This is a genomic window from Oceaniovalibus sp. ACAM 378, assembly GCF_008085915.1.
In the GTDB taxonomy this organism is placed as follows: domain Bacteria; phylum Pseudomonadota; class Alphaproteobacteria; order Rhodobacterales; family Rhodobacteraceae; genus Oceaniglobus.
This window is the reverse complement of record NZ_VSJK01000004.1, coordinates 212,622-238,210: the sequence shown is the minus strand read 5'-3', so window position 1 is coordinate 238,210 and position 25,589 is coordinate 212,622. Positions and strand designations below refer to the sequence as shown.

General features: G+C 61.6%; 21 protein-coding genes. 7 read left to right on the top strand and 14 right to left on the bottom strand.

Annotated elements, in window-relative coordinates; translation table 11 throughout:
• The first annotated feature begins 244 nt into the window (after window positions 1-244).
• A complete protein-coding gene (locus FQ320_RS07060) occupies window positions 245-820 on the top strand; it encodes a L,D-transpeptidase (RefSeq protein WP_148471004.1) in 576 nt (191 codons plus the stop codon).
• 77 nt (window positions 821-897) lie between these two features.
• On the opposite strand, the gene FQ320_RS07055 is transcribed toward FQ320_RS07060, so the two are convergent.
• The 9 genes from FQ320_RS07055 to FQ320_RS07015 form a co-directional block, all read right to left on the bottom strand.
• A complete protein-coding gene (locus FQ320_RS07055; protein ID WP_148471003.1) occupies window positions 898-1,368 on the bottom strand; it encodes a host attachment family protein in 471 nt (156 codons plus the stop codon).
• 1 nt (window position 1,369) lies between these two features.
• Entirely contained in the window at window positions 1,370-1,600 is a 231-nt protein-coding gene (locus FQ320_RS07050; RefSeq protein WP_148471002.1) for a hypothetical protein, read from the bottom strand.
• A 143-nt stretch (window positions 1,601-1,743) separates the two neighbouring features.
• Window positions 1,744-2,298, bottom strand: coding sequence for a CvpA family protein (locus tag FQ320_RS07045; protein WP_148471001.1), 555 nt, complete (start codon window positions 2,296-2,298; stop codon window positions 1,744-1,746).
• Between the two features lie 24 nt (window positions 2,299-2,322).
• Complete coding sequence (radA, locus tag FQ320_RS07040) at window positions 2,323-3,687, bottom strand: DNA repair protein RadA (RefSeq protein WP_148471000.1); 1,365 nt, start codon at window positions 3,685-3,687, stop codon at window positions 2,323-2,325.
• A 243-nt stretch (window positions 3,688-3,930) separates the two neighbouring features.
• Window positions 3,931-4,758 (bottom strand): DNA repair protein, encoded by an 828-nt coding sequence (locus FQ320_RS07035; RefSeq protein WP_148470999.1) that lies wholly within the window; start codon window positions 4,756-4,758, stop codon window positions 3,931-3,933.
• Window positions 4,759-4,922: 164 nt separating this feature from the next.
• Window positions 4,923-5,969, bottom strand: a complete 1,047-nt coding sequence (gene alr, locus FQ320_RS07030; RefSeq protein WP_148471113.1) for an alanine racemase — start codon at window positions 5,967-5,969, stop codon at window positions 4,923-4,925.
• 124 nt (window positions 5,970-6,093) lie between these two features.
• Window positions 6,094-7,407 carry an HlyD family type I secretion periplasmic adaptor subunit gene (locus tag FQ320_RS07025; protein WP_148470998.1) on the bottom strand — a complete coding sequence of 438 codons (1,314 nt, stop codon included), beginning with the start codon at window positions 7,405-7,407 and terminating at the stop codon, window positions 6,094-6,096.
• Window positions 7,408-7,410: 3 nt separating this feature from the next.
• Window positions 7,411-9,192 carry a type I secretion system permease/ATPase gene (locus FQ320_RS07020; RefSeq protein WP_187393803.1) on the bottom strand — a complete coding sequence of 594 codons (1,782 nt, stop codon included), beginning with the start codon at window positions 9,190-9,192 and terminating at the stop codon, window positions 7,411-7,413.
• Between the two features lie 157 nt (window positions 9,193-9,349).
• On the bottom strand, window positions 9,350-9,994 hold the full coding sequence (locus FQ320_RS07015) for a TIGR02466 family protein (RefSeq protein ID WP_148470996.1): 645 nt from the start codon (window positions 9,992-9,994) through the stop codon (window positions 9,350-9,352).
• 359 nt (window positions 9,995-10,353) lie between these two features.
• On the opposite strand from FQ320_RS07015, the gene FQ320_RS07010 reads away from it, so the two are divergent.
• Both FQ320_RS07010 and FQ320_RS07005 read left to right on the top strand, forming a co-directional pair.
• On the top strand, window positions 10,354-11,145 hold the full coding sequence (locus FQ320_RS07010; protein ID WP_148470995.1) for a hypothetical protein: 792 nt from the start codon (window positions 10,354-10,356) through the stop codon (window positions 11,143-11,145).
• Window positions 11,142-11,831: a hypothetical protein gene (locus tag FQ320_RS07005; protein ID WP_148470994.1), complete on the top strand. Its 690-nt coding sequence runs from the start codon at window positions 11,142-11,144 to the stop codon at window positions 11,829-11,831. Before FQ320_RS07010 ends, FQ320_RS07005 begins: the two co-directional genes overlap by 4 nt.
• A 139-nt stretch (window positions 11,832-11,970) precedes the next feature.
• Here FQ320_RS07005 and FQ320_RS25570 read toward each other — a convergent pair whose 3' ends face one another.
• Complete coding sequence (locus tag FQ320_RS25570; RefSeq protein WP_187393802.1) at window positions 11,971-14,076, bottom strand: hypothetical protein; 2,106 nt, start codon at window positions 14,074-14,076, stop codon at window positions 11,971-11,973.
• A 955-nt stretch (window positions 14,077-15,031) separates the two neighbouring features.
• Between FQ320_RS25570 and FQ320_RS06995 the strand changes: the two genes are divergently transcribed.
• From FQ320_RS06995 to FQ320_RS06985, 3 genes are all read left to right on the top strand, one after another.
• On the top strand, window positions 15,032-15,913 hold the full coding sequence (locus tag FQ320_RS06995; protein ID WP_370513029.1) for a sugar transferase: 882 nt from the start codon (window positions 15,032-15,034) through the stop codon (window positions 15,911-15,913).
• Window positions 15,914-16,115: 202 nt separating this feature from the next.
• The gene (locus FQ320_RS06990) at window positions 16,116-17,165 is read left to right on the top strand and encodes a CpsD/CapB family tyrosine-protein kinase (RefSeq protein ID WP_148470993.1); all 1,050 of its coding nucleotides are present in this window, start codon (window positions 16,116-16,118) and stop codon (window positions 17,163-17,165) included.
• A gap of 118 nt (window positions 17,166-17,283) precedes the next feature.
• Window positions 17,284-18,582: a DUF874 domain-containing protein gene (locus FQ320_RS06985; RefSeq protein WP_148470992.1), complete on the top strand. Its 1,299-nt coding sequence runs from the start codon at window positions 17,284-17,286 to the stop codon at window positions 18,580-18,582.
• Between the two features lie 34 nt (window positions 18,583-18,616).
• On the opposite strand, the gene FQ320_RS06980 is transcribed toward FQ320_RS06985, so the two are convergent.
• Window positions 18,617-19,978: an oligosaccharide flippase family protein gene (locus FQ320_RS06980; protein ID WP_148470991.1), complete on the bottom strand. Its 1,362-nt coding sequence runs from the start codon at window positions 19,976-19,978 to the stop codon at window positions 18,617-18,619.
• 177 nt (window positions 19,979-20,155) lie between these two features.
• Between FQ320_RS06980 and FQ320_RS06975 the strand changes: the two genes are divergently transcribed.
• The gene (locus FQ320_RS06975; protein ID WP_148470990.1) at window positions 20,156-21,367 is read left to right on the top strand and encodes a glycosyltransferase; all 1,212 of its coding nucleotides are present in this window, start codon (window positions 20,156-20,158) and stop codon (window positions 21,365-21,367) included.
• 13 nt (window positions 21,368-21,380) lie between these two features.
• On the opposite strand, the gene FQ320_RS06970 is transcribed toward FQ320_RS06975, so the two are convergent.
• From FQ320_RS06970 to FQ320_RS06960, 3 genes are read right to left on the bottom strand one after another with little or no spacing between them, the layout of a single operon-like run.
• Window positions 21,381-22,208, bottom strand: a complete 828-nt coding sequence (locus tag FQ320_RS06970; RefSeq protein ID WP_148470989.1) for a glycosyltransferase — start codon at window positions 22,206-22,208, stop codon at window positions 21,381-21,383.
• The gene (locus tag FQ320_RS06965; RefSeq protein WP_148470988.1) at window positions 22,205-24,613 is read right to left on the bottom strand and encodes a hypothetical protein; all 2,409 of its coding nucleotides are present in this window, start codon (window positions 24,611-24,613) and stop codon (window positions 22,205-22,207) included. Before FQ320_RS06965 ends, FQ320_RS06970 begins: the two co-directional genes overlap by 4 nt.
• The gene (locus tag FQ320_RS06960) at window positions 24,610-25,587 is read right to left on the bottom strand and encodes a hypothetical protein (protein ID WP_148470987.1); all 978 of its coding nucleotides are present in this window, start codon (window positions 25,585-25,587) and stop codon (window positions 24,610-24,612) included. The genes FQ320_RS06965 and FQ320_RS06960 overlap by 4 nt, the downstream gene beginning before the upstream one ends.
• Window positions 25,588-25,589: the final 2 nt, after the last annotated feature.

The window sequence follows — 25,589 nt, the reverse complement described above, 5'->3', positions numbered from 1 at the left end:
TTACGCCGACCGCAGATCCTGTAAGAACTTGGTTCCGGAGGTTCCGGGACCGCTGCCGCAACTTGGTCCGATCACCATCGTGCCGCAATCGGGGCCCACACAGTTTTGCACGCATGACACGGTCAGTGACAAAGCCGTGACAGAGCAGGGTGACGCTTGGCTATGATCGGGTTTTATGACAGGAACTGTTGGGACGATCCGGGCGTTGGATGCTACCGGGCCACGGATAACGAAGGAGCGTAAGATGAACAGATTTTCCCGTCGCCACATGTTGGCGATCACCACCGCCACGCTGGCCACGCCATCAATCCTGCGGGCGCAGGGCCTGAATGACAACGAGCGTTCGGGCGAGAACGCGCGCCGCAATGCGTCATCGTTCCAGACCCAAGCCTGGCAGGATCACTTTGACACGCTGGGTAAGGTAACGATTGTTGCCGATACCACGTCGCGCGCCCTGCATTACTGGGCAGCGGATGGCAGCGATTACCGGATGTACCCCACCTCGGTGCCGCTGAACGAAGAGCTGACCCGTCTGGGATATACCGAGGTTGTGCGCAAGAAAGAGGGTCCGACCTGGACTCCGACGTCGAGCATGCGCGAGCGTGATCCCACCCTGCCGACCTTCATGCCCGCTGGCGAAGACAATCCGCTGGGCACCCACGCGTTGTATCTGTCGTGGCCCGCTTACCTGATCCACGGCACACACGACACGCGCAAGATCGGCCGCCGTTCGTCGTCGGGTTGTATCGGGCTTTACAATCGGCAGATTGCCGAACTGTTCCAATTGGTTCCGGTCGGCGCGCAAGTCCGCCTGATCTGAGGTCCGCGCGATCTGCGGCCGGTGATGACTGAACGAGATGCGGTGTCCGTCCAGACTGGGCGGACACCGCTTTCATGTCAGGCCGCGGCCAGTTCGGCCTTCACCAGTTTTTCGATATCCTGCAACGAGTGATTGGTCAGGGTTTTCGGAATTTCAGCGACCACCTTGGCCAAAACCTCTTTGTGCATTTCCTTGCGCAACTCGCCCAGCACACCGGGGGCGGCAACGATGACGATTGCGTCAAAATCGCCGCGATGCACCTGCCGGAACAGCAATGCCGCCAGATCGTCGGCAAACCGGTCCTTGGCCAGTTGATGCCAATCCGTGTCCTGAAATGCAGAGCGGGGGCCAGAGCTGTCACCGCCCGGGCGACCCTCTTGCATGCGGCCGGGGCGATTGGCGGACTGGTCAATGTCCTTTGGATTGTCCTGCTGTTCGATGCGTCGCACCTGCAGGTGCGGATCTTCGCCATCGGTGACGTTTTCAAGAAACATCGCCTTTTCGCCATCAGCGATCAGCACCCAAGTGCCATTGGTAAGCCGCGTCATATCACTTTTCCCCCGTGCCGTGGCGTCCGCCAAGGTCGCCCTGGCCCTTTTCATCCGACTTTGTAACGCGGGTTGTTGCCTTGCCTTGTTTGGCATTGGCCAGTTCATCACGTGTGCCAACCGCGCGTTCTAGCCCGCCCTGAGAGCGGCCTTGCTGCGACGGGGTTGCTTCGTCGTCGATGAATTCATCGGTCTCGCGGGTTCCGTCGTGGGATCTTTTACGTTCGGCCATGGGAGTGGTCCTTTCGTTTGCTTCACTGAGTCAACGAAAGGGTGCGGGTCACGGTTCCGGCCCGTGTGCATTCGGGCCGGAAAATCGTTCAGTTTCTGTAAATCGCTTCTGTCAATGACGTGCAGGGCGCATCTGGCCGCAGGTCAGGACCCGCAGTCGCCGACCAGTTGTTCATAGCGCGAAACGATCCAGCCGGGGGCATCGGTCGGGATCTGTTCGTCGATGCTGACCTGTGCGCGGGCGAAAATCTTTGCCGTGCGGCTGTCGTCAACCATCGGGATCGCCTCGGTCGTCACCACGCGGTCATAGACCACCATCGCCACGGCCACCAACAGCACACCCCGTGCCACGCCAAACAGAAAGCCGATCCCCTGATCGACCCCGCCAAGCGCCGAGCGCTGGACCGCCCCGGCAAACAGCGGGGTAAAAATCGATGCCAGCACCAAGGCCACCGCGAAGACGGTGGCAAAGGCGGCGATGATCGCCAACTCGCAACTGTCGCCCAGAAAATCGCCCAAGACCGGGATCTCGCGCACCAGAGGTTCGACCTGTGGCGCAAAGATGAACGCCAGCACGGCGGCCGCAATCCAGCCGACAATGGCCATCGCCTCGCGGACGAAACCTCGCGAATAGGCCAGTATCGCCGAGATGACGATGACACCAGCGACGACCCCGTCGATGATCGTAAAACCTTCCATACCCCACGCCTTTCCGAGACTGTCTCAGCCCGCTCCGAACATATCGCCCACCAGACCGGTCAGATCGCGGTACTGCCGCATCGCCAGACCGGCGGTTGTTGTCATTTTGCTGCGCTCGGGCGCGATGGCTGCGGTGAAACCAAGTTTCTGCGCCTCTTTCAACCTGTTTTCGGTCTGACTGACCGGACGCAGGGCACCACTGAGACTTATTTCCCCGAAAACCACCGATTGCGGCGGCAGAGCGATATCTTCGCGCGCGCTGAGCAGGGCCATCGCAACGGCAAGATCGGCGGCAGGTTCGCTTACCCGCAGCCCACCAGCCACATTCAGATACACATCCATCCCGGCAAAGGGCACGGCACAGCGCGCTTCGAGAACGGCCAGAATCATCGCCAGCCTGCCCCCGTCCCAACCGACGGTCGAGCGGCGGGGTTGCGAATGGGGGGTGGGGGCGACCAGCGCCTGAAATTCGCACAGAACCGGGCGGGTGCCCTCGATCCCCGCGAACACCACGGATCCCGGCGCCGGATCTTCACGGTCCGACAGGAACAGGGCCGAAGGGTTCGTCACCTCGGCCAGACCTTCGCCGGTCATCTCGAACACGCCGATCTCATCTGCCGGACCGAACCGGTTCTTGACGGCGCGCAGAATGCGGAACTGGTGGCCGCGCTCGCCCTCGAAATACAGTACGGTGTCGACCATGTGTTCCACCACGCGCGGCCCGGCAATCTGGCCGTCCTTCGTCACATGGCCCACAAGAATCACCGCGACTCCATGGCGTTTGGCGAATGTCGTCAACTCATGGGCTGCCGCGCGCACCTGACTGACCGATCCCGGCGCGCTGCTCACCTGGTCGCTCCACATGGTCTGAATTGAATCGATGATTGCGACATCGGGCTTTTCCGCCTCAAGCATCGTCAGGATGTCACGCAGGTTGGTTTCCGCTGCCAGCCGCACCGGCGCATCCGTCAGCTCCAACCGCTGCGCGCGCATCCGCACCTGCGCCGTGGCTTCTTCGCCGCTGACATAGACTGCGGACAGACCGGCGCGCGCAAAACTGGCCGCAGCCTGCAACAACAGCGTCGATTTGCCGATACCGGGGTCACCGCCCACAAGGATCGCCGAGGCGGGCACCAGACCACCGCCGAGCACCCGGTCAAGTTCGCCGATCCCGCTGGCTTTGCGTGGCGGCGGAGCTTCTTCGCCTGCCAGATCGCTCAACGCGATGCGACGGCCCTTTTTCGCGCCTAGTGACTGAGCGGTCGGGCCAGTGGAAATCGGCACGTCTTCGACGATCGAATTCCATGCGCCACAAGCATCACAGCGCCCGGACCATTTGTTATGGACCGCGCCGCAGGCATTGCATGAGAATGAAGGAGTCTTCGCCATGCCGCCTTTTGCCGTCCGCCGCGCGCGGGCGCAAGGCCGGGTTGTGCGGTCGGCATGATCGCGAGGCTTGATGGGACATTGCCGCAGCGTTTCCGGCTGAACCGAGGGGCCGAAAGCTGTGCGTCAGATCGAACACGACGTCGCGCCGAGCCTTGCCGGCCTGAACTGGCACCTGACAGCGACGCGATTCGGGATCGATGTTGCAAGATCCGTATCAAAGGCAGTTCGGGGGCCGAGTGCGATTCAGCTTTCGTTGACCGGGCGGGGCGGGGCCAACTGGCGCGTCGCCTGTTCGCTCCTCGGCCGGTTCAGCGGAACCACGGTGTCGCCGCGCGGCTGGTCCTCGATCGACATTTCGAAACCCAGCTTGGGCATCAGTTCCAGCAGGTCTTTCTCAAGCCGCGACAGGTGCCGTTTGACCAGCGCTTCTTCCGTCTGGACCTCAAGCAGCCAGTGCTGCAACTGGCTGCAAGTGTCGCGCGCCAAACCGATGGTTTCTTGCATCCGCGCCGCCTCTTCCTGCCTGTGGCGCAGGAATTCGCGGGCCCGCTGGACCTTGTCGTCAGAATAGACCCCGGCCAGTTCGCGGGCCTCGTGGCTCATCTGTGCGGCCACCTCCATCACGCCGGGTTCCAGCGCGCCAAGGTCGGGATGGTTGCGCAGGTGGTTGATCCGCTCGCGCACCGAATCGAATTCCGACGCCGCGCGAAACAGCCCGGTCCGGTCGGCAGCGTGGCTGACGCGATAGGCGCGCGCCACGTCTTCCATGTTGACGTGAAAGTCGCGGTGGCTTTGTTCGAGTTTGAGAATCCTGCGATTTGCCGGCAGGAAAAAGCACAGGCTGATACAAAACACTGTAAATATTGACTGCAATGCAATCCCGGCCCAAGGCAGGGACACGCCGCCAAAACCAGCCTCGATTTCCAGCCAGGGAAGAACGCCGGTCAGCGATAAAAGCGTCACCCCGCCCATCACAGCCCCAAGCACCGCAATCGCAGCCAGTGCAACAGACTGCGCAATCATCCCAACCATCCCAACGCCGGAAAACGGCGGCAGCGTCAATCGATCCATACTCTTACCCATCCACATGCACCCATACTGACCCAGTCCAAAAACAGCGGCCTGTGGTCAGTGTGTCAAGTTAGACGGAAATTATCAGCAGAATAAGGCAGTTATTGGTCGAAAGTGAGAGAAAATCGGTCTGACTGTTTCGCACCGCGCGGCGATCAAATCGCTCAGGCGCTGCCCGCATAACGCCGGTTATAACGCGTGCCAAGAGAGGTCAGAATTTCGTAACCGATGGTGCCTGCCGCCGCCGCCAGATCGTCGATGGTCTGTTGATTGCACAGGATATCAAGCTGCGCGGGCACACGGGTCAGATGACTGATATCGACGGTCAAAAGATCCATCGAAACCCGCCCGGCCAGAGGGCAGGGGGTCTCTTCGGCGAACAGGACCGCGTCGTCGCCCATGGCGCGGATCAGTCCGTCGGCATATCCGGCGGACAGAGTGGCGATCACCGACGCGTCCTCGGCAGTCCAGGACGCGCCATAACCGACGGTTTCGCCCGGAGCCACATCACGCGTCTGAATCACCGGAATCGACAGGCGGACCACGGGAGTCGCATCGGTGAACGGGGCGCCGCCATACATTCCGATGCCCGGACGGGTCACGTCGAAATGATACTCAGGCCCCAACAGGATACCGCCCGTTCCGGACAGGGAACGCGGCACGTTCAACCCGTCGGTCATGTCGCGGAATGCGTTCAGCTGCGCGCCGTTCATCGGATCTTCGGGGTCGTCGGCACAGGCCAAATGACTGATCAGCAGGCGGGGCGCCTGGGCCATGACGATCGGGCAGGCTGCTTCCCATTCTGTCGGTTCCAGCCCGAGCCGATTCATCCCGGTGTCCAGCTGTACGCCGAACCGGTGACCGGGCAGGGATTCAAAGTGCCGCGTCAGCTGTTCGATCGAGTTCAACATGGGCGTCAGGGTCAGATCGTGCAGGATGTCACCGTCGCCCGGCATATGGCCGGAAAAGACGCAGATTTCGGGGTCTGGTCCCAATTCCTGCCGCAGTGCCGCGCCCTCTTCGGCGACGGCGACAAAAAAGCGCCGCACCCCGGCGCGTGACAGGGCGCGCGCGACACGGCCCGCGCCCAATCCGTAACCGTCAGCCTTGACCACCGCGGCGGTTTCGACGCCCGGTCCGGACAATGCATTCAGCGCCCGCCAATTGGCGACCAACGCGTCGAGATCGATATGAAGTGTGCCTGTTGCCATATGCCGGTTGTGGCCCGTGCCCGCCCGAGTCGCAAGGGGGGCCGAACAGCGGAATTTGCCTGTCGTCGCCAAGTTTCGCGCCATGGGCAGGAAGCCGCCCGAAATGATGCCAACGCTTGCCTGCTCAGGCGTCGCGGAACGCGCGATCAAAATAGCTCATCAGCGGTTTCAGGACATAGTTCAGCGGGGTGCGGCTCTCGGTGGAAAGAAACGCTTCGACCGGCATTCCGGGCAACAGGTCACGACCGCCCAGTTTCTCCATTTCGTTGTCCATAAGGATGATTTCAACGTCATAGTAACTTTTTCGTGTCGTGGGGTCCAAAAATGCGTCGGCAGAAATCTGCGACACCTGACCCAGAATAATCGGGATGCGCCGCCGGTTGAAGGCCGAGAATTTCAGCGATGCATCCTGCCCGACGTGCACCTGATCGATATCGGTCGAAAAGATCCGCACGTTGACGATGACCGGCTCTCCGTCGGGAACGATCATCATCAGCGGGCTGGCCGCCACAACAACGCTGCGCAGGCCCTGCACTCGTGAGTCGTGGATCTTGCCGCTGACCGGCGCGCGGATGTCCAGTTTTCCAAGACTGTCGAGCAAGCTGGCCCGGCGTTCCAGTTGGCGGGTGCGTTCGGGGCGCAATTTGCTCAGTTCCTCGACCGCTTCCTCAAGGGCGTTGGGGACGACAAGGTGGCGTTTCAACTCGAGTTCGCTGATCTTGCCGCGCAGTTCGGCCATGTTTGCCTTCAGTTTCCCCAATTCGCCCCTGACCGCAACATCCTGCTTTTCCAGAGAAAACATCTCGGACGCTTTGATGAGACGCTTTTTTTCAAGCCCCCGCGCCTTGGTCAGTTCCTGCCCGAGAACCAGCTTTTCGTCCTGTTTGGCGGCAAGTTGCGACTGAAGTCCGGCAAGTTGCGATTCGATTTGTTTTTTCTGCTCGTCCAGCAGCCGCCGTTCGGTTTCCAGAGTGTCGTAATGGGCCGCCAGTTGTCGGGTATTGCGACCCACAATCGCCGCTATGGCCGGGCGCGTCGCCGCAGCTTCGGCCAGCAGCGGATGCAATTCCAGCTTTGTGCGTTCATCAATCACCGCCGTCAGCCGGGCGATATTGGCCAATGCTTCGAACAGGTCACCCTCGACGACTTTCAAATCAGAAAGCAATTGCCAGTCGTCCAGCCGCACGACGATATCGCCCGCCGCAACCCTGTCTCCGCTGTCGGCGATGATCTCTTTGACCACACCGCCGATGGGGTGTTGCAAGGTTGTCATTACCGTCGACATCTCGATCGCGCCCTTGCCGATCACCGCGCCCGAGATATTGGCTTTGACCGACCAGACGGCCAGCCCGCCGATCAGCAGCAGCGCGGACAACAGGCCGACGGTCATCGGTCGGTGGTTGCTCCAGGTGCGGCGATTTCGGTTCTGCGGTGCCATCGCCTAACCCCTCGCTGCATTCTGCTGAAGGGTGCCGGTTTTATGAGGTGAGCCTGTGGAATTTCCGTTCAGCACGGTCACCTTGTCCGAGATGGTTTTTCTGCCGGCTGCCTCCCTTGCCGAAATCTTGCCGATCTGGGTCAGGACACCATTGGCCAGTTTCATCTGCACCCGGGCCTGCGGCAGGTTCAGTGGCTTGCGCGCCATCAGAACAATCACGCCGCCGCGGTCAAGAATACCGTTGAAGGTGGCTTCGATCGTCTTTGGCAGACGGTCCAGCAGCATTGTGTCGGGTTCATCCACCACCAGAACAAGCGGATCGTTATAGATTGCCCGGGCCATCGACAGTTGGTGGCGCTGCCCGCGTGACAGACAGCTTGCGGCGCTGTCGATCACGGTGTCATAGCCATCGGGCAAGGCGGTGATGATGCCGTGCAGGCAGGCGCGTTTGGTGGCCGATATCACCTTTTCGGGCGTTATCTCAGGGTCGAGGCGCGATATGTTTTCGGCCAGTGTGCCCGCAATGAATGTCGCATTCTCAGGCGCATAGCCAAAGATTCCGGCGGTCTGTTCATCGCTCATGCGGGCGACGTTCACCCCGTCGACCAGAACCGCGCCGGCGCTGCGTTTCCAGATCCCGAGGATGGTTTCGGCCAGCACTGTCTTGCCCTTGCCGCTGTTCCCGAGGATTTCAACCATCGTGCCCGGGGCCATCGTCAGATCAACCGTCTTGAGGATCGAACTGCCGGTGATCGGCGAACGCACGGCAACCTTCGACAGATCCAGCCGCGCGCGCGCCTTGCCGATCTCGTCGGGGAAAACATCAGCGGTCACGGCGTCGCGCGAGGCCAGAATGCGGTTCAGCCGGGCCCAGTTGTCCATTGCCTTGCGGATATTGGGGATTTCATTCAGGAACCGGCTCACCGGGCTTAAAACCCGGGTCACCAGAAACGTGCAGGCCACCATCGCCCCCACCGTCAACTGCCCTTGCAGCGTCAGATAGGCCCCGGCGGCCAGTACGGAATAGCGCACCAGCATCACCATGGTCGACGACATCCCATCGAACCAGCCGGTCCAGTCGCGCAGTGCAATCGCTTCGTCCCGGGAGGTGCTGCGGCGGGATATCCAGCGTTGCTTGAACCCTGCGTTCATTTCCTGCGATCGCACGACATCGCGCGATGCGACGACCATGTTCTTCATCTCGGCGATTGCTCCGCCTGCGGCTGTGGCACGTTCTTCGCGCCCACCCATGAAGGTCATGCGGATCGTCACGAGCAACAGCATGATCGCCATGCCGCCAAGGCAGATCCAGCCCAGTACCGGATGCAGGATGAACACGACCGCGATGAACATTGGCGCCCAGATGAAATCGAACACCGCCAGAAGCGAGCCGGAGTGAATGAACCCGCGCAGGGAATCGACTTCGTCAAGGCCGGTTGCAGGTTTCGCCTTGCCGGTGGCGAACATGTCGTTCTGCGACGCCGAACGCAGGATCGTGCCTTCCATACGCTCTTGAAATTGCGCGGCAAACCGGGCGATCAGCCGTTTGCGGGTGTATTCGAGCATCCCCAGCACCAGCATCAGTGTGGCGACCATGACAAATAGCGACACCAGCGTTTCCTGCGACCGCGACGTCAGAACCCGGTCATAGATCAGGATCATGAACATCGGCCCGGCCAACCGCAGCGCATTCACCACGAAACTGAGCACGAATGTGGACGACAGGATCATCCCGCCCTGCCGCATCGCCAGCCGGGCCGATCCGCTCAGGTCGCCTTTGGCCATCATGTGCTCGCTTTCACCCGTTTACGGGTTTGCTTGGGCCGGGTCGCGGTGCGCCAGCGGTGCGGCGGACCAAACGATTGTTCCGGCATTTCCATCGTCGATGGATTTCACCCGTCCGAATGCTGCGCGCACGGGGGCGCGTCGGGTCAGGATCCGGTCAGGCTTTGACCTGGTTCAGATTGAAACTGACGATGATCCGGTTGGCCGCGTCGCCGGTTTTCTTGGTGATGTTCGGATCGACCGCATGGTACAGCCAGCTTGGAAAAACCAGCATCCGGCCCGCCATCGGGGTGAACCGCACCTTGGTCCAGTATTCTTTTTGCCGTTTCGAGTTGGGCTTGAATCTGGGTTGGTTCATCAGATTCATCGTGCGCGGTTCGACGAACTCGATGTTGCCAGCGCCTTCGGGCGCCTGAATATAATAGACGCCGCTCCACAGGCAGCCGGGGTGAACATGGGCACGGTTCGCACTGCCGGGTGGGTTGATGATCGACCACATGGTGCCGATGGTGATCTTGTGGGAACTGGCATATCCCATGTCCTCGCTCATCCGGGCAGTGGCGTCACCGATCAGCTTGGTCAGATCGGAATATTCCTTATCTTTGTGCAGGTTGTTATGGCTGTGCCAGCCGCCTAGCTCGGTGAAATTGGACCGGCTGATCCCCTTACTGTCCCGCTCGCGCTCGGCATAGATGTTGGACAGGAGTGCCTCGTTCAACGGCTCTGGCTCGGGGACATCGATCTGGAAGATCGTGGTGGGAAAATAGGTGCGTCGGGTGAACTTGAAATCCTCGGATCCCATGGCTTTTCCTTCTTATGAAACAGCGCGTCCTGACGGCGGCCTTACCCGCTACGCGAAATGACTGTTGACGAACAAAATCCTCTAACAATGGGTTAAGGGTAACATTCCCCCACGTAATCTCACAAGTATTTCTGACATGACTTGACTGCGTCAGAACTTTGTGAATGGTGATTCGCCGCTGCGTTTAAGGACGGTGTGAATGTAATGGCGGCAAGCGATTGCCGGGTGGGTCAGGGGCGCCAGAAATTCCTTGGCAGGCAGGGTCGGGCGGGGCACCATACAGCATTCTTAACGCGCCGGGCCGATCGGATGCGTCTCGGGCTGGCGCACCAACCCATTTGACCGAAGCGGATTGCATGATGTCCAACAGTCTTTGCCGAATTGCCACAGCGCTTGTTGTGCTAGCCGCGCCACAGATCGCGGCTTCACAAAATGGGCAATCAGATCCGCCGTTCAGCGATACGGCGGGAACCGTATTTGACATCATCCGCACCAGTGATCCGACGACCTTGACCTGTCTGGTCCCCTCCGGACGGGGAGAGCGTCAGATCTGGGATAAACGTATCGAGGACGAACCGGTGATCGATGCCTTTCTGTTCGACGCGCATTATTCCGACGGCACGAACATCGAAATCGCGATCAATCCCGAGTTCGGCGACGCAGCTTTGGCCGAGGCCGAGCGGTACGCCGCACCCCTTGGCCAATTGCCCACACCACTGCGCGAAGGGATCGACAGGTTCAGTGTTCATGCCGGGCGCGCGGGATTTCATGCCGGAACCGGACAGATCGTCGTCTATGCCGAAACCACTGACAACCGGCTGGACTATGATCACCTTGAAGAATCGCTGTTTCACGAAGCGGTTCATGCGTCCTGGGATGCCGATTATCGGCTGTCCGCGGGATGGATTGCGGCGCAACAGGCGGACGGGATGTTCCTGACCGAATATGGCCAAAATTCCCCCGAGCGTGAGGACCTCGCCGAAACCGCGCTGTTTGCCTTTGCCCTCCTGCATCACCCCGATCGCTTTCCGCCCGCCGATACAGCGGCAACGCGCAATGCGGTGCCTCATCGTATCGAATATGTTGCCGGGCTGTTGCCGGTGGACCGCCCGCTTGTTCATTCCGTTTCTGATCCGTTTGCCTGTCCTTGAGCGAGGGCGGGGCGACCGGCACGATGCTGTCCGCGTGGCTGGACCTGCATGGCATCACGCCGCCGATCTGCCGCGCGATCCTTGACCTGAAACCGGGGCGGGACGGCGCGAATGCCGTGGCACTTCCTGCGGTGGGGAAGGGGCCAGACTGCAACTGGGCCGCGATTGCCGAGGCCCTGTGTCGCTGGCAACCCGATTGCGCCGCGACGATCCGCGCCACCACCGCACGCACCCTGACCCGGTTTGATCCCGATCCGGTGAAATATCCCCGCCCCTTCACGATTGCCGACATTGGCGACGGGCGACCGTTCGTGTCTGTTGTCTGGCGGGGAAGGGTGGCCGACCAGCGCGCACTGGCCCATGAATTCGGCCACGCATGGCAGCTGGTGGCAAGTGAGGGCCGTTTCATGCCGCCGATCCTGCGTGAAACCTGTGCCTTTCTGGCCGAAATCCACTGTATGGCGGGCCTGCCGCCAGAGGGGGCGGTCCAATCCGACGGCGCAATGTGGCTGGACCGCCTGCGTACGCCCGAACGCGCCGCCTATGACTATGACGTCAATTATCCCTTTGCGCGGAGTCTCGCCCGATCGGCCGCCACGCATCCCGGCGCGGTGCAGATTGACGATCTGTTTTCGGGGCGGATTTCAACAGCTGAACTTGTGGCGATCCTGTCGGACAAGGGCTGACCTGAATCACCGGTACAGCGCGCCGGATGCGGTGCCGGATGGGTAAGTTCAAGAAAATCATGGGGTAACGTAAAATGGCCGCGCCCTGAGGCGCGGCCAGATGTCACGATCACAATCGGATCAGGACAGGATCAAGGCATCAATCGTAGCCTTCATCACCCTCGTCTCCCTCATCTCCTTCATCGTTTTCGTTGTCTTCGTCACCTTCGTCGTTCTCGTCGTTTTCGTCACCTTCGTTGCTCTCGTCGCCTTCCTCTCCTTCATCGCCTTCGTCGGCTTCGTCACCTTCGTCGCCTTCGTCGTTCTCGTTGGCTTCGTCGTTTTCGTCGCCTTCATTGTCTTCGTTGTTTTCGTTGGCTTCGTTACCTTCTACGCCCTCGTCTCCTTCGTTCCCTTCATCGCCTTCGTCGTTCTCGTTGTTCTCGTTGCCTTCATCGCCTTCGTCACCGATGGTCGGGAAGAATTCGTTTCCTTCGTCGCCTTCATTGCCCTGATTGTCTTCGTCTCCTTCATTTCCTTCGTCGTTCTCGTCGCCTTCGTCGCCTTCGTTGCCTTCATTTCCTTCGTTGTTTTCGTCGCCTTCGTCGAACTCGTCGCCTTCGTTTCCTTCGTTGTTTTCGTTGCCTTCGTCGCCTTCGTTGAAGCCAAAGGTGTCGAGGTCGATGATCACTTCGTTGCCTTCGTTGCCTTCATCGTTCTCATTGCCTTCATCGTTCTCGTTGCCTTCGTTGGCTTCGTCACCCTCGTTGCCTTCATCTCCTTCGTTGCCTTCATTGCCTTCATCGCCGCCGATTTCGATAATGATGTCGGGGATCTCGTCGCCTTCGTTACCTTCGTCGTTCTCGTTGCCTTCGTCGCCTTCAGTGCCTTCGTTACCTTCGTCGTTTTCGTCGCCTTCGTCGCCTTCGAAGCCGTTTCCGACGACGTCATCGACGTATTGGGTGGCGGATTCGTTGCCTTCGTTACCTTCGTTGTTCTCGTCGTTTTCGTCGCCTTCGACGCCTTCGTTACCTTCGTTACCCTCGTCACCTTCGTCGCCTTCGAAGCCTTCGTTGTCTTCGTCGCCTTCGTTGCCTTCGCCGCCCTCGTTACCTTCGTCGCCTTCGTTGTTCTCGTTGCCTTCGTCGCCGTCGTTCAACTCGTCGTTTTCATCACCTTCGTTGGCTTCGTCGGCTTCGTTGCCTTCGTCGTTCTCGTTACCTTCGTCGCCTTCGTCACCCTCGTTACCTTCGTCGCCCTCATCGCCTTCATTGCCTTCGTCGGCGCCGATTTCGAAGATCACGTCGGGGATCTCATCGCCTTCGTTGCCCTCGTCACCCTCCTGGCCTTCGTCGCCCTCTTGGCCTTCGTTGCCTTCGTCACCTTCGTTGGCTTCGTCGTCTTCATTGCCCTCGTTGGCTTCGTCGCCTTCATTGCCTTCGTCGTCTTCGTCAGAGATTGCGAATTCTTCGTCGCCTTCGCTGCCTTCCTGACCTTCGTCACCTTCGTCGTCGGCGCCGTTGAACTCCGAGTTGGTCTCGTTGCCTTCGTTACCTTCGTCGTCTTCGTCGGCCTCGTTGCCTTCGTCGTTCTCGAATCCCTCGTTGCCTTCGTCGCCTTCGTTACCTTCGTCGCCCTCGGTGCCTTCGTTGTTTTCGTCGCCTTCGTCGGCCTCGTTGCCTTCGTTACCTTCGTCTAGCTCGTTGCCCTCATTGGCTTCGTCGCCTTCGTTGCCTTCGTCGCCCTCGTTACCTTCGTCGCCCTCGTCCAGTTCGTCACCTTCATCGCCTTCGTCGTTCTCGTCTCCTTCGTCGTCTTCGTTGCCTTCGTCGCCCTCATTGCCTTCCTGGCCTTCGTTACCTTCGTTGCCTTCATCCAGGCCGCCCTCATTGCCCTCGTTACCTTCGTTGCCTTCGTTACCTTCGTTGCCTTCATCTACGCCGCGTTCGTCGCCTTCGTTGCCCTCATTACCTTCGTCGCTTTCGTTGCCTTCGTCGTTCGGGCCGGATTCATTGCCCTCATTGCCTTCATCCAGGCCACCTTCGTTGCCTTCGTCACTTTCGTTGCCTTCATTGCCCTCGTTGCCTTCGTCGGCGCCGCGCTCGTCGCCTTCGTTGCCCTCGTTACCTTCGTCGCCTTCGTTGCCTTCGTCATTGGGGGCAAAGCTGACCGGCGCGGTCAGGCTGCCATGGTCCAGAACGGCGGAAAGCGCCGCGTCGAGGATGGTTTCAAAATGGATGGAGTCGGGGATGAGTCGGGAAGTCATTTGAAAATTCCTTTTCCGGAAAGCGTGACATCGTCGCGCCACGCAATTCTGTTGCTATGAAAATGAGGGAGTGGAGGAGGCCGGTGTCTCTGCATCCCCGTAACCGGGGCGTATCGGGCAGATCATCGCCTCACTGGGCCGATCCCAGAAAAATTTTCGTATTAAAAAAAGTACGGCCGAGTGCGTCGCTGAAAAAAGCGGTCGGTCGATACTGGTAAATGACGGCTCTAACCTGCGCCTTTGGTCAACGTTGTGTCAAGGATCGAGTGGGTTTTTGCACCTGAATCTGACGGCGGGAAATCCGCACTTGACAGAAAAAATCTAAATTAAACAGTCGGTTGTGAACGACCCGTAATCGCGTCTTGAAACCTTTCGCGACGTCCAACTGTCCAGTTCTGCCGCCGCTGAGTCGAATGCGTCAGGAAGATTGTCCTTTCTGCCGGCGATCCATTTTTGCACCGTTAGCGCGCCATCTGATCTGACTGGTTGTTTCACTGAAGCCTGACCAAATACACTAGTTCTGGTGGGATCGGGGGGCGCGAAACGGCAGGTTTTTCACCACAGTTCCGCAGCGTCATCTGAGGCCTTGGACCGTGTTCCGCAGTTGGCCTTTTAACCGCCACGTTGTAGATCTGGGAAACACATTGTACGTCTCGCCAAGGTGTCGGTCCGACAGAATAGACCGAGTAGGCGGGGTGGTTCCGTCACCTTTCTGACGGGGCCGATTTGAATTGGAAACAGCCGGTGGATCCTCTTAAGGGATTGTTGCCGGAATAGATTAAATGCTTACCTTCCAATAGGTTTATTGGGTTCATTGGTGCTAATAGGGCGGAAACAATCTGTTTTCGTCGAATTTGCTGAAAAAGCCCGAGGGTTGGCCACATACATGATCAAGGGCGACCTGACGGCCGTCTTTTCCGGATGACCCTGCTGCTTGCACGGGGGGCTGCCCGAAATGACCGGAGTTCCGCGTGGTGCGGCGGAAACCCGGGCGCGTATTGCGCTGCGACGCACCCGTGATGTGCCCTTGGGGCTGCCACGTAGAATTTGGGAGTGTCTTGGGGTGAAAGACCAATTGTACGAAGACGCAAACATCGCCTCCCTGAGCGATGGCGTTATCGCTGACCATAATGGGTTGGTGATGTCGCTGTTTGGCTCGGGACACCAAGGAAACTCGCCCCCGTCCAACCCGAAGAAGGCCGAGACCCTGCCGTCGGGCAAGTTGCCATGGCTGTATCGTCATATCGGCAAGCGGCTTCTCGATGTTTTTCTGGTACTGCTGAGCCTGCCGCTGACCGTGGTGATTGTCGGACTGTGCGCCTTGGCCCTGTTGTTTGAAGGCGGGCAGCCGTTCTATCGCCAGATCCGTCTGGGCGCACGTGGCGAACGGTTCTCGATCCTCAAGCTGCGAACAATGGTGCGCGATGCAGACACCGTGCTGCAGCGCTATCTGGACAGCGATCCGGCCTTGGCGCACGAATGGGCCACGACCCAGAAACTGAAAAAAGATCCGCGCGTCACCGCTGTGGGAAATCTTTTGCGCAAGACCTCGCTGGATGAGTTGCCGCAGTTCTGGAACGTCCTGACCGGCGAGATGAGCCTGGTTGGCCCGCGTCCGATGATGCCCGATCAATTGAGCATGTATGGCGATCCGCAGAATTATTTTGCCCTGCGCCCGGGAATCACAGGGTTCTGGCAGGTGTCGGCGCGCAATGAGAACCACTTTTCCTTCCGCGCCGAGATCGATGCGCAATACAATCGGTCGCTGTCGTTGCTGGGCGATCTGGGGGTGATGATGCGTACCGTGGGGGTCATGATGCGGCAAACGGGATACTGAAGGCCCGGCTTGAATCGCAACGACCGCGCCCCATCTGTCTGCGGTGACCGGACACCGGTCCCGGATACGCCATACGATCGCCGTTTTGTTGGTAAACAACCGATGTCGGGCACAGTCGGTGTCGCGAACAGGGTCGGGGGCGCCAATGGGCCGCCCGGGCCGGGGCAGGGCAGGGTGTGCACCGCACGGGATTGGTCACGATATGAACGATTTGTCTTTACGGTGCGATCCGTTTGGCACGCGCGTGCAAGGGGAAAGCGATGATTTCGACAGCGAGCGTCAGATGAACGATCCGCGCAAATCCGCGCCGGAGTCCAAGCCGCGTCTGACCCGCGACAGCCCTTGGGCACGCGCGCTGGCCGGGATGGTTGCACAGGCCGCGCCACCTGAAGCAGTTGCGCAGCCCGTCTCGCATCACCTGATTTCGCCCTTTACCGGGGGTCATCCAGCGCAGCACCCGCCTGAAAGACGTTCGCGGTCCCGTGATATTGCGCTGCGGTCGCTGTTTCACGAACCCGTCGAGATCGAACAGCCTGCGCGCACGGAGGCTTGGGGGCAACTGACCCCGGTGATGCCGCGTGCAAAACGCCGCGCACCCGGGGCCGCGCCGTTGATCGACCATTATCGCGACACGAAAGTGGCCGATGCCTTTGATCTGTTGCGCACCCGGCTTGTCCATACGATCCGCAAAAATGGCTGGTCGCGCATTGCGATCGCGTCGCCCGTGCGGGGCTGCGGCAGCACGTTCACCGCGGTCAATCTGGCCATGTCGCTCGCCCGGGTGCCCGGCACCCGGACAATCCTGATCGACATGAACCAGCGCGATCCGGGGATTGCCGAGGCACTGGATCTGCAAACCAACGGCGAGATCCGGAATTTCCTGACCGCTCAGGTGCCGCTGGCGGATTATCTGCAACGTTACAGCGATACTTTGGCACTGGGGCTGACGGCGGAACCTTTTCGCGATTCAGCCGAGGTTTTGCACGACCGCCGCACCGGACAGGTGCTGGATGACATGCAGGCGCGACTGGTGCCCGATGTGGTGCTATATGACATGCCTTCGGTTCTGGACCACGATGATCTGGGCGCGTTCCTGCCGCAGGTCGACGGGGTGCTGCTGATTGCGGACGGCACCCGCACCACGGCCCGACAGATTACCGATTGCGAAAGGATGCTGGCCGATCAGTGCCCCCTGCTGGGGGTGATCCTGAACCGGGCGCGCCAGCCCATACTGAAACGCAATGACCGCTAGACGTTCCGACCAACCCTGACGCTGCTCCCGCCGACCGACCCCGACCCGACACCCAGTTCGACAGACCTCGACCCGTCCGCCCTGATACACGGCGCATACCGAAAAGTGAGTGATTCCCATGGGACCGATCCATTCCCTCGACGATTTGGTCGATATGCTCAGGCGGCATTTTCGCTTAATCGTCGGGCTTGTCCTGCTGGGCTGTTTCGTGTCGTTGATCCATGCGCAGAAAAAGCAACACATGTTCCGGGCGTCCGAGGTGATCCAGATCGAACGCCCGCGCATCGCCAATGAACTTGCCCCGTCCACCGTCGCAGGATCGACGGCGCGGCGGCTGCAACTGATCGAACAGCAGATCATGGCGCGTGCCAGCCTGCAAAGCATCATCGAGAAATTCGCACTTTATAAGGACACGCCCGAGGCGACGTTGACGGAAAAGGTCAACCGCCTGCGCCAGTCGGTGCGCATCGAAGGCGTGGCTGCGGTGCGCGAGGGGTACGGCGATGACGGCACGGTGGCCGTTCTGACGATCAGTGCCGAGATGCCCACCGCCGAACAGGCGCAGGCCGTGGCGCAAGAGTTTTCCGACCGCACAATCGCACTCAGCATCGATTCACGCGTCGAACAGACCCGCGCGACATTGGAATTCTTCGCCCGGCGCGAAGCGGCGCTGATCGCCGAGATCAGCGCTCTGGAAGAACGGATCGAAGTGTTCCGCGCTGAGAACGATCTTGCCAACCCCGGAACGCTCGAAGTCCGCCGGGCCGAGGTGGCGACGATCAATCAGGCCATCCTCGAGATCGACCGCACACGGATCACCGTTCAGCGACAGTTGGAGCGCGTCGACAGCAACGGCAGGCGCGCAACCGTCGAACGCGAAACTGCCGAACTGAATTCGCAGCTTGGATCGCTGGACCAACAGCGCGCTCTGCTGGTCGACCGGGCGGCGCAACTCTCCGATATCATCGAGACGAATCCAGCGGTTGAGCGTGAACTGGCCGCCTTTGAGCGTCAGTTGCAACAGTTCCAAAGCCAGATGGACGTGGCCGCGACCCGCCGCGCCGAAGCCGAGGTCGGCGTGCGGTTGGAGGCGCAGCACAACGCCGAGTCCATGACGGTGATCGAGGCCGCGTCGCTGCCCGACTATCCCTATACCTCAAGCAAGAAGAAGCTGGCTCTGATGGGGGCGCTCGCCAGCGTTCTGGGGGCGCTGGGGATTGCCTTTGTGCTTGACTGGCGCAGCGGCGTGATCCGGACCGCCGCACAGATGAAACGCGAAGTGGGGATCATGCCTGTCGTGTCAATTCCCTATCTGGCGGCCCGACCGGTGCGCAGACCGCTTTCGGTCAGGCTGCGTGGTGCATTCTACCGGCTGATCGGCATGCGCCCCACCGCCAGCCCCAGCCCGCGGGACTGACCGGGGCGGGCACCCGGTCACCGATCATTTGCGGTCAGGTTGCGGCGGCCATTGCCAGTATCGCACCCCAATGCAGCCAGAGCGCCAGCGCGGCACCGATGCCGCCGATGCCGAAAATCAATGCGTCATGCAGCGGATCCCAGACCCCGTGACGCCGCGCCAGCCAGATGGCAATCGGATGGGTGGCAAGCATCGCGATCCCCGTGGCAACCAGCGCGCCGATCAGCCCGAACAGGGTGACTCCGATCAGCAGCAGCCCGACCTGCAAAATCGCGCGCAGGCAGGAAAATACGAAAAATCGCCGCGAATCCCCCGCCGCCAAGGCCGCCTGATCATAGGTCAGACCGGCAACCTGTGAAATCTGCGCCACCGCCAGCAAAACCAGCATCGCGCCGGAATGGGTATAGCGCGCATCATACAGCAGATCGACAATCGCCGGCCCCAGCAGTGCCGCCACCAGCAAAAGCGCCAGAATCGACAGCCCAAGGGCATGGCGCAGACGCCGCAGCTTTGCCGCATTGGCGGGCGAATCCTTTGGCGGGGCCTCGCGGTAGATCGGGATCAGCACCTTGCCCGATACCGCATGGGCCAACGCGAGGGGAAAGGCCGCCAGAAAGTAACCGATGTTGTAAACCCCAAGCGTCTCAAGGCTCAGGAATTTGCCAAGGATCGCCTTGTCCCCCTGAGAGCTGAGGAACCAGAATGCCGTGGACAGAAATATCCATTTGCCGAACCGGATCAACTCGTCCGCCGCCGCCGTTTCCCAGCGAAACCGGTTGACCAGCCCCGGCAACCCCATGTGGGTCAGCAGCAGCGTCGCCAGCGCGCCGATCACTGTGCCAACCACCAGCGCCCAGACCGACTGGAACACCCAGGCCAGAACCACCATCGCAATGATCGCGACGGCCTGACCGGCCAGATCCAGCAGGGTCAGCCGTCCAACCAGCAGCCGTCGCTGCGCCGTTTCAATCCGCGTCGGGTTGAATCCGGCAATCAGCAGCGACAGACCGGCGACCGGCAGGTACAGCGCCAGGTCCGGCGCGTCGTAAAACCACGCCACCGGCCATGCCAACACACATGAGGTGAGCCACAAAGCCACCCCACGGATCACCTGAATCGTCCATGCCGTGTTGAGGAAATCCGGGTCTTCGCCGCGTGGGCTTTGCGAAATCGACGGGCTGATCCCGACATCGGAAAACATCGCCAGACCCACGGTCACGACCCCGACCAGAGCCATCATCCCGAACGCTTCGGGAAACAGCAGACGGGTCAGGATCAGGTTTGCCGCCAGCCGCATGCCTTGGCTGCCAGAGTATCCGATCAGGATCCAGGACGCACTGCGCAACGCGCGCGAGCGCAGACGCGAGCCCCGGAATGCCGCCATCATAGAATTCATGCCATCTGGTTCCTGTCTGCCGCCCTGCACAGTGTTCTGCGGGACATATCGAAGGAATGCCAGTGGCCGCAGCAGAATTTCCCCGCAGCGCCACAGTTGCGCCTCGCCTTGCGCATTGTGGCATGCCAGACCGGACCACATCGCAGCCCGGAACGGGCGCTGTAACAGGAGCCCCCGGTGAAGATCGCTTATGTCCTGAACACCTATCCGATGCCGTCGCACAGTTTTATCCGGCGCGAGGTGCAGGCGCTTGAACGGGCGGGATTTCAGGTCACGCGGCTGGCCATGCGACGGCCTGAGATGGCGCTGGACGATCCGCGAAATCGCGACGAGCAAGAGCGCACTAGCTATGTCCTTGATCGCGGGTTGGCGGCATTGTTTGCGGGGCTGATCGGGCGGGCGGTTCGCAAACCGCGGGCCACTCTGTCGGCGGCGCGGCTGGCATGGCGGATGGCGCGCAACGCGGGGGGCAACCCGCTGCGCCGGCTCGCCTATCTCGCCGAGGCGGCGCATGTGGCCGATCTGTGCGCCACGGCGGGCTTATGTCACATTCACAGTCATTTTGGCACCAATGCAACCGAGGTCGCAATGCTGGCCCATGCCCTTGGGGCGCCGCAATACAGTTTCACCACCCATGGCCCGGAAGAATTCGACGAACCCCGCGCTCTGTCTCTGGCGGCGAAAGTAGAGCATTCCGCCTTTGCCGTCGCGATCAGCCAGTTCGGGCGCAGTCAACTGTCACGCTGGGCGGCCTTTCGCGACTGGGACAAGATCAAGGTCATTCATTGCGGTATTGAACCCGCCGCCTTTGCCGATCCGACACCGGTGCCCAATGGCCCGACCCGGATCGCGGCGATCGGACGGTTTGTCGAGCAGAAGGGCCAGATGGTGCTGGTTCTGGCGATGGCGCGGCTAAGGGACAGTCACCCCGACCTGCATCTGACCCTTCTGGGCGACGGACCCATGCGCGGCGATCTGGAACGCGCGATTGAAACCCATCGATTGCAGGACCGGATCACCCTGACCGGCTGGGTAGACGAGGACCGGGTGAATGGCGAATTGGCGGCGGCACATGCCTTGGTGATGCCGAGCTTTGCCGAAGGTCTGCCCATGGTGGTGATGGAATCGATGGCCGCCGGTCGTCCGGTCATCGCAACCTATATCGCGGGCACGCCGGAACTGTTGACTCCCGATGCCGGATGGCTGGTGCCCGCAGGCGATGTGGCGGCCTTGGCCGATGCCATCGCAGAACTTGACGAAACGCCCCGCGTCACGCGCATTGCCATGGGGCAGGCCGGACGTGCCCGGGTGCTCGCCCGCCACAACATCGACACCGAGGCGGCAAAACTGGCCGCTCATATCCGCGATGCGGTGGCCGCCCGGGCCTGATCGCGCGACGCGTTCAGCGTCCGCGCACCCAGCGATTGCGGCTGTTGAACAGCGGCGTCTTCACCGCCAGCGTAACCGCTGCATAGGTGGCAAACCCCAAAGGGTCGCTCAACAGACGGCGTAGCGCGCCAATCGCCCCGACGCCCGGTGTGGCGTCATTGGCCAGCAGTTCGGGATGACGCCGCGCAAATTCGGCCACACCGGCGTTCTGCCGCCGCCGCACCCGCACCAGATTGGCGAAGCCCTCGACCATCGGCCAGTCATAGGCGGCGGGCAGGCGCAGCCGCTCCGCCGGGGCAAAGTGCAGCCGGGCGAAGGTGTCGTCTGATATGATATCCGGCCAATCGCCCCAGCGTTTCCGCCCCGCTTCGTTCACCGCGAACAGCCCGAAACCGGGCGCGTCACGGGTGACAAAGGGCAGGGTGACCCACAGCCGGGCATAGGCACGGGTCACCGCCGTTTGGGCCCGCACCACCCGGGGTGTTCCCGTAGCATAGCGCGGCTCGGGCCCGTCCAGCGCGCCGGCGATCTGACCCAGCAAAGCCGGCGAAATCACCACATCGGCGTCCAGATAAACCCGGATCGCCCCGGTCGCGGCCGCGTCGCCGATGTTGAGCGCAGAGAGCTTGCCGCCAGTGGCCGTGTCGATAACGCTCAGCTCCCAACCCTTGGTCGCTGCCGCGTCGATCCGGGCGCGCGCCAGATCGGCGGTGTCATCGGTGCAGCCGTTGGCGACCACGATCACCTGCACCTGCGGGTGGTCCGACGCCAGCAACGCATCCAGACACCCGCCAATCCACTCGGCCTCGTTATGGGCGGGCAGAATGACGCTGACGCTCATTGTCCGGCCAACAGTGCGTTCCAGCGTGGATTTTCGTCGTCCAGATGCCTCAGCGCGCCCCAACTGCCCCATTTTGTCGGTGCCTGCACATCGACAAAGGCATTGAACAGCTCACCGCCCAAATCGCGCCACCCATCGATCAGCCTGCTGTAAAGCGCGCCCATTTCATCGGAATAGTTCAGGGCGATCAGAAACTCCGACAGGGCCTCGTCGTCCACCATCGGGCCGATGCCGACCGCATGGGTTCCACCCTCGTACATCACAAGCGCCAGCCCGTTTTCCCGGGCGATCCGCGCGTGATACGGCAGGACACGGTTCAGAAGATCGGCAAGCGTATCTTCGGCCTGCCCATTGACGCTTCCGTCCAAAAGTTCCTGTGCGGCCAGCGCGATGGCATGGGCAAAGGGGCGGCCCGGATCGCGCGCACGGCTTTGCGCCAGCCATTCCTGCACCATATCCGCCCGCTCGGATGTGCCCAGAAAGCCGCCGAAGTATCCGGTGACCGCATAGGCCTCAAAGGCCTCGGCCGGGCGCAGGTTCGCCGGGTTCTCGGCCATATACAGCGGCGCGTTCAGGATCACATCCTCAAGCCCGAGCCAGCCGGTCTGGGTGCCTAGCACATTGATCAGCCGGTCGCGGGGCAACACGTCCGACCACAGCGCGGCAACCTCGGCGGCGCGCAGGGCGTAAAACTGAACCCAAGCATCCCGCGCGCCCCAGCGTTCCTGCGCCATGGCATCGGCCCATGCCGCCTGTTCAAACTGCCAGTTCCACACTTCGTTGCTGAACTCGACAAAGGCCCGCCGTCCGGGGGGCAGCCCGTCGCGGACCATTTCGGCAAAACCGGTGACATAGGCGTCATCGGCCAGATGCGGCATGTTGAACCAGGGATCGGCGTTCAGGGTGTTGGCCAGTTCCAGCATCACTTCGACGGGCACGCCCTTGATCGCAAAGCTGAAATCGCCGGGGCGGGGTCGGTCGGCCCAGGCGGATTGGTGCGAACCGTTCGTCGCCATCCAATCCATGAACCGCACCACGGCGAACCCGTCCAGCCGCGCGATCCAGTCGGGGTTGAAGACCGCGCCCGCGTCGAATGCGGCGGCGTGATCCTGTTGCACGACGGTGATGTTGCGGACCGGATCCGCCGGGTCAGAGCGTTGGATGCGGAGGTCGACCAGACCGGGGCCGGGGGTAAAACTGAATGTGACCTCGTTGCGTCCGTACCGGATGTTGGTGGCGCGGCCCTTCGGCTCGACAATGCCGTTGCCGTCAAAACGCAGGCGATATTGCCCGGCGGTCGATGTGGCCCCGGCGGGCAGATCGGTCAGGATCACGGTGCCGATCGCGCTCAGGTCGCCGGGCTTTTCCTTTGGCCAGCCGTCATCGTCAAGCAGGCCGCGCGCGAGCAGGTCCGAGTATTCAACCCCGCCCCATTGGCCCGGCAGATGGCCGATCCACGGGCGGGCGGTTTTCATCACGTCAAGAAACGGCTGCTGTGTCGACCAGTCGTCGACCCCGGCCAGCCCGATGGCTATGCCGTTCGGCATCGCAGGAATCGACGTTGCGCGGGGGGGCGTGGGCGTTGCGGCTGCTAGCGGGGCGTTGGCGGGCAATCGGTCCGCGACCGGGGCAAATGTTACGCCCGACAGATCAGCGACAACCTCACCGGCGATCTCTTGCAAACGCTGGCCAAACCCCGCGTCCGGCGCAGGGAACGCCCCGCCATAGCGGTCTTTCAACGTCAAGGGCAGGCCGACAGGCGACTGTTCGGTCAGCGCGGCATAGCTGACCAGCGCGACGAAATAATGCCCGATGGCGTTCGGGTGGATGTCATCGGCGAACAGATCACTGATGTCTGACAGGCCGGGCACCGTTCCGGCAATGATCGCGTCTGAAAGCCGCCCCATGGCCTGCCCGGCGGGGATCAGAACCGCATCCCCCGCCAGCGCCTGCCATGCGGGCAGGTCATCGTTCAGCCGCTGACGCCAAGGCACCCCGGCACCGTCGTCATAGGCCACGGGCGCACCGGTGCCACTGTCCAGACTGTGCCATGTCTCCAGCACGAACACCCGCACATCCGGGTTTTCCATACGCGCCGCATCACCCCACAGGGCAATTTGACCGGCGCTGTCGCTCCACTGCAGGTGGTTGGCCAGTGGCACGGCCTCGGTCAGGATCAGCGCGCCGATCCCGCCACGGGCCAGCCGCGCACGGGCGTCGACACCTTCAGCCTCGGGGCCATGGGACCAGTTCCATTGCAGCGGCGCGCCGTTGATGATCTGTGCCTCGACGCTGACAGGGTGTCCGCCCGCCGCCAGCATCTGTTCCAGCATTTCGGGCTGGTCCGGCCCGATCAGCGAATGACCGACCATCAGCACGCCAGTCAGCGCAGACAGCCAGCTCATGCCCTCACCCCGGTTTTCGGATAGGCGATGACCGTCTCCCAGACCGCCGCCTGCATCAGCGCCGCCGCCGCGCCAGACGGGGCATCGGCAGGTGATCCGTCAGCCCGCAACAGGCGGTGCGGCAGGCCACTCGGCGGGCGATGATACAGCACGGCAAAATGGGTCAACGCCACCAGATAGGCCCCCAGATCGTTCAGATGGATCGGATCGCGGGTGCCGTCTGGGGCAACGGCGAACAGATCTTCGCGGCGCGCCAACCCGGGCAGCGGCGCGGACTCGGCCCGCCGCACAACGCGGGCCAGCACCTGACCGGCAGGGATCACGTGAATCGGGCGCTCAGTTTGCCGCGCCAGATCTGCGGCCAGCAAGCGACCTTCCCAGAGGTTCGGCAGATCGGCGTCCAACCGCGCAAGAAACCCGGCGGGATCGTCCAAAGGGTGCCAGGTTTCGTACAGATACACCCGGGTTGCAGGGTTTGCCCGTCGCGCCAGATCGGCCCACCGGTGCAGGTATTCGCCGCTGTCGTGATATTTCACCGCGTCCAGAAGTTCTATCATCTCGGTCAGGATCACCGCGTCATACCCGCCCGAGCCGATGGCATCGCGGGCGGGGCGAAACCGGTTGTGGGCGTTTTCGCTGGTGAATCCGTTGACCGGCAGCGCGGGGTCCCAATGTTCGCGCAGCGAAGTGCCCCAGCCCAACTGACTGTCATACCTGTGGCCCGAACCACCGCCGAACGCCGCCGTGGCCAGTTGCGCCAGCATTGCGGGCATGTCGCGCCCGACCAGACTGTGACCCAGATGGAACACCGCCATCGGGGCCTTGGGCGGCGATAAGGGTGTGGCATAGGCGGCGGCAATCCGGCCCGCCGAGGGCAGGCGCGGCGCGGTGGCAAATCCGGCGACAACCCCGGCAGCGGCAAGGCTGGCTGCGCCCGTCAACCCCAGTGCCGCGCGACGAGTGAGGTGAAACATCG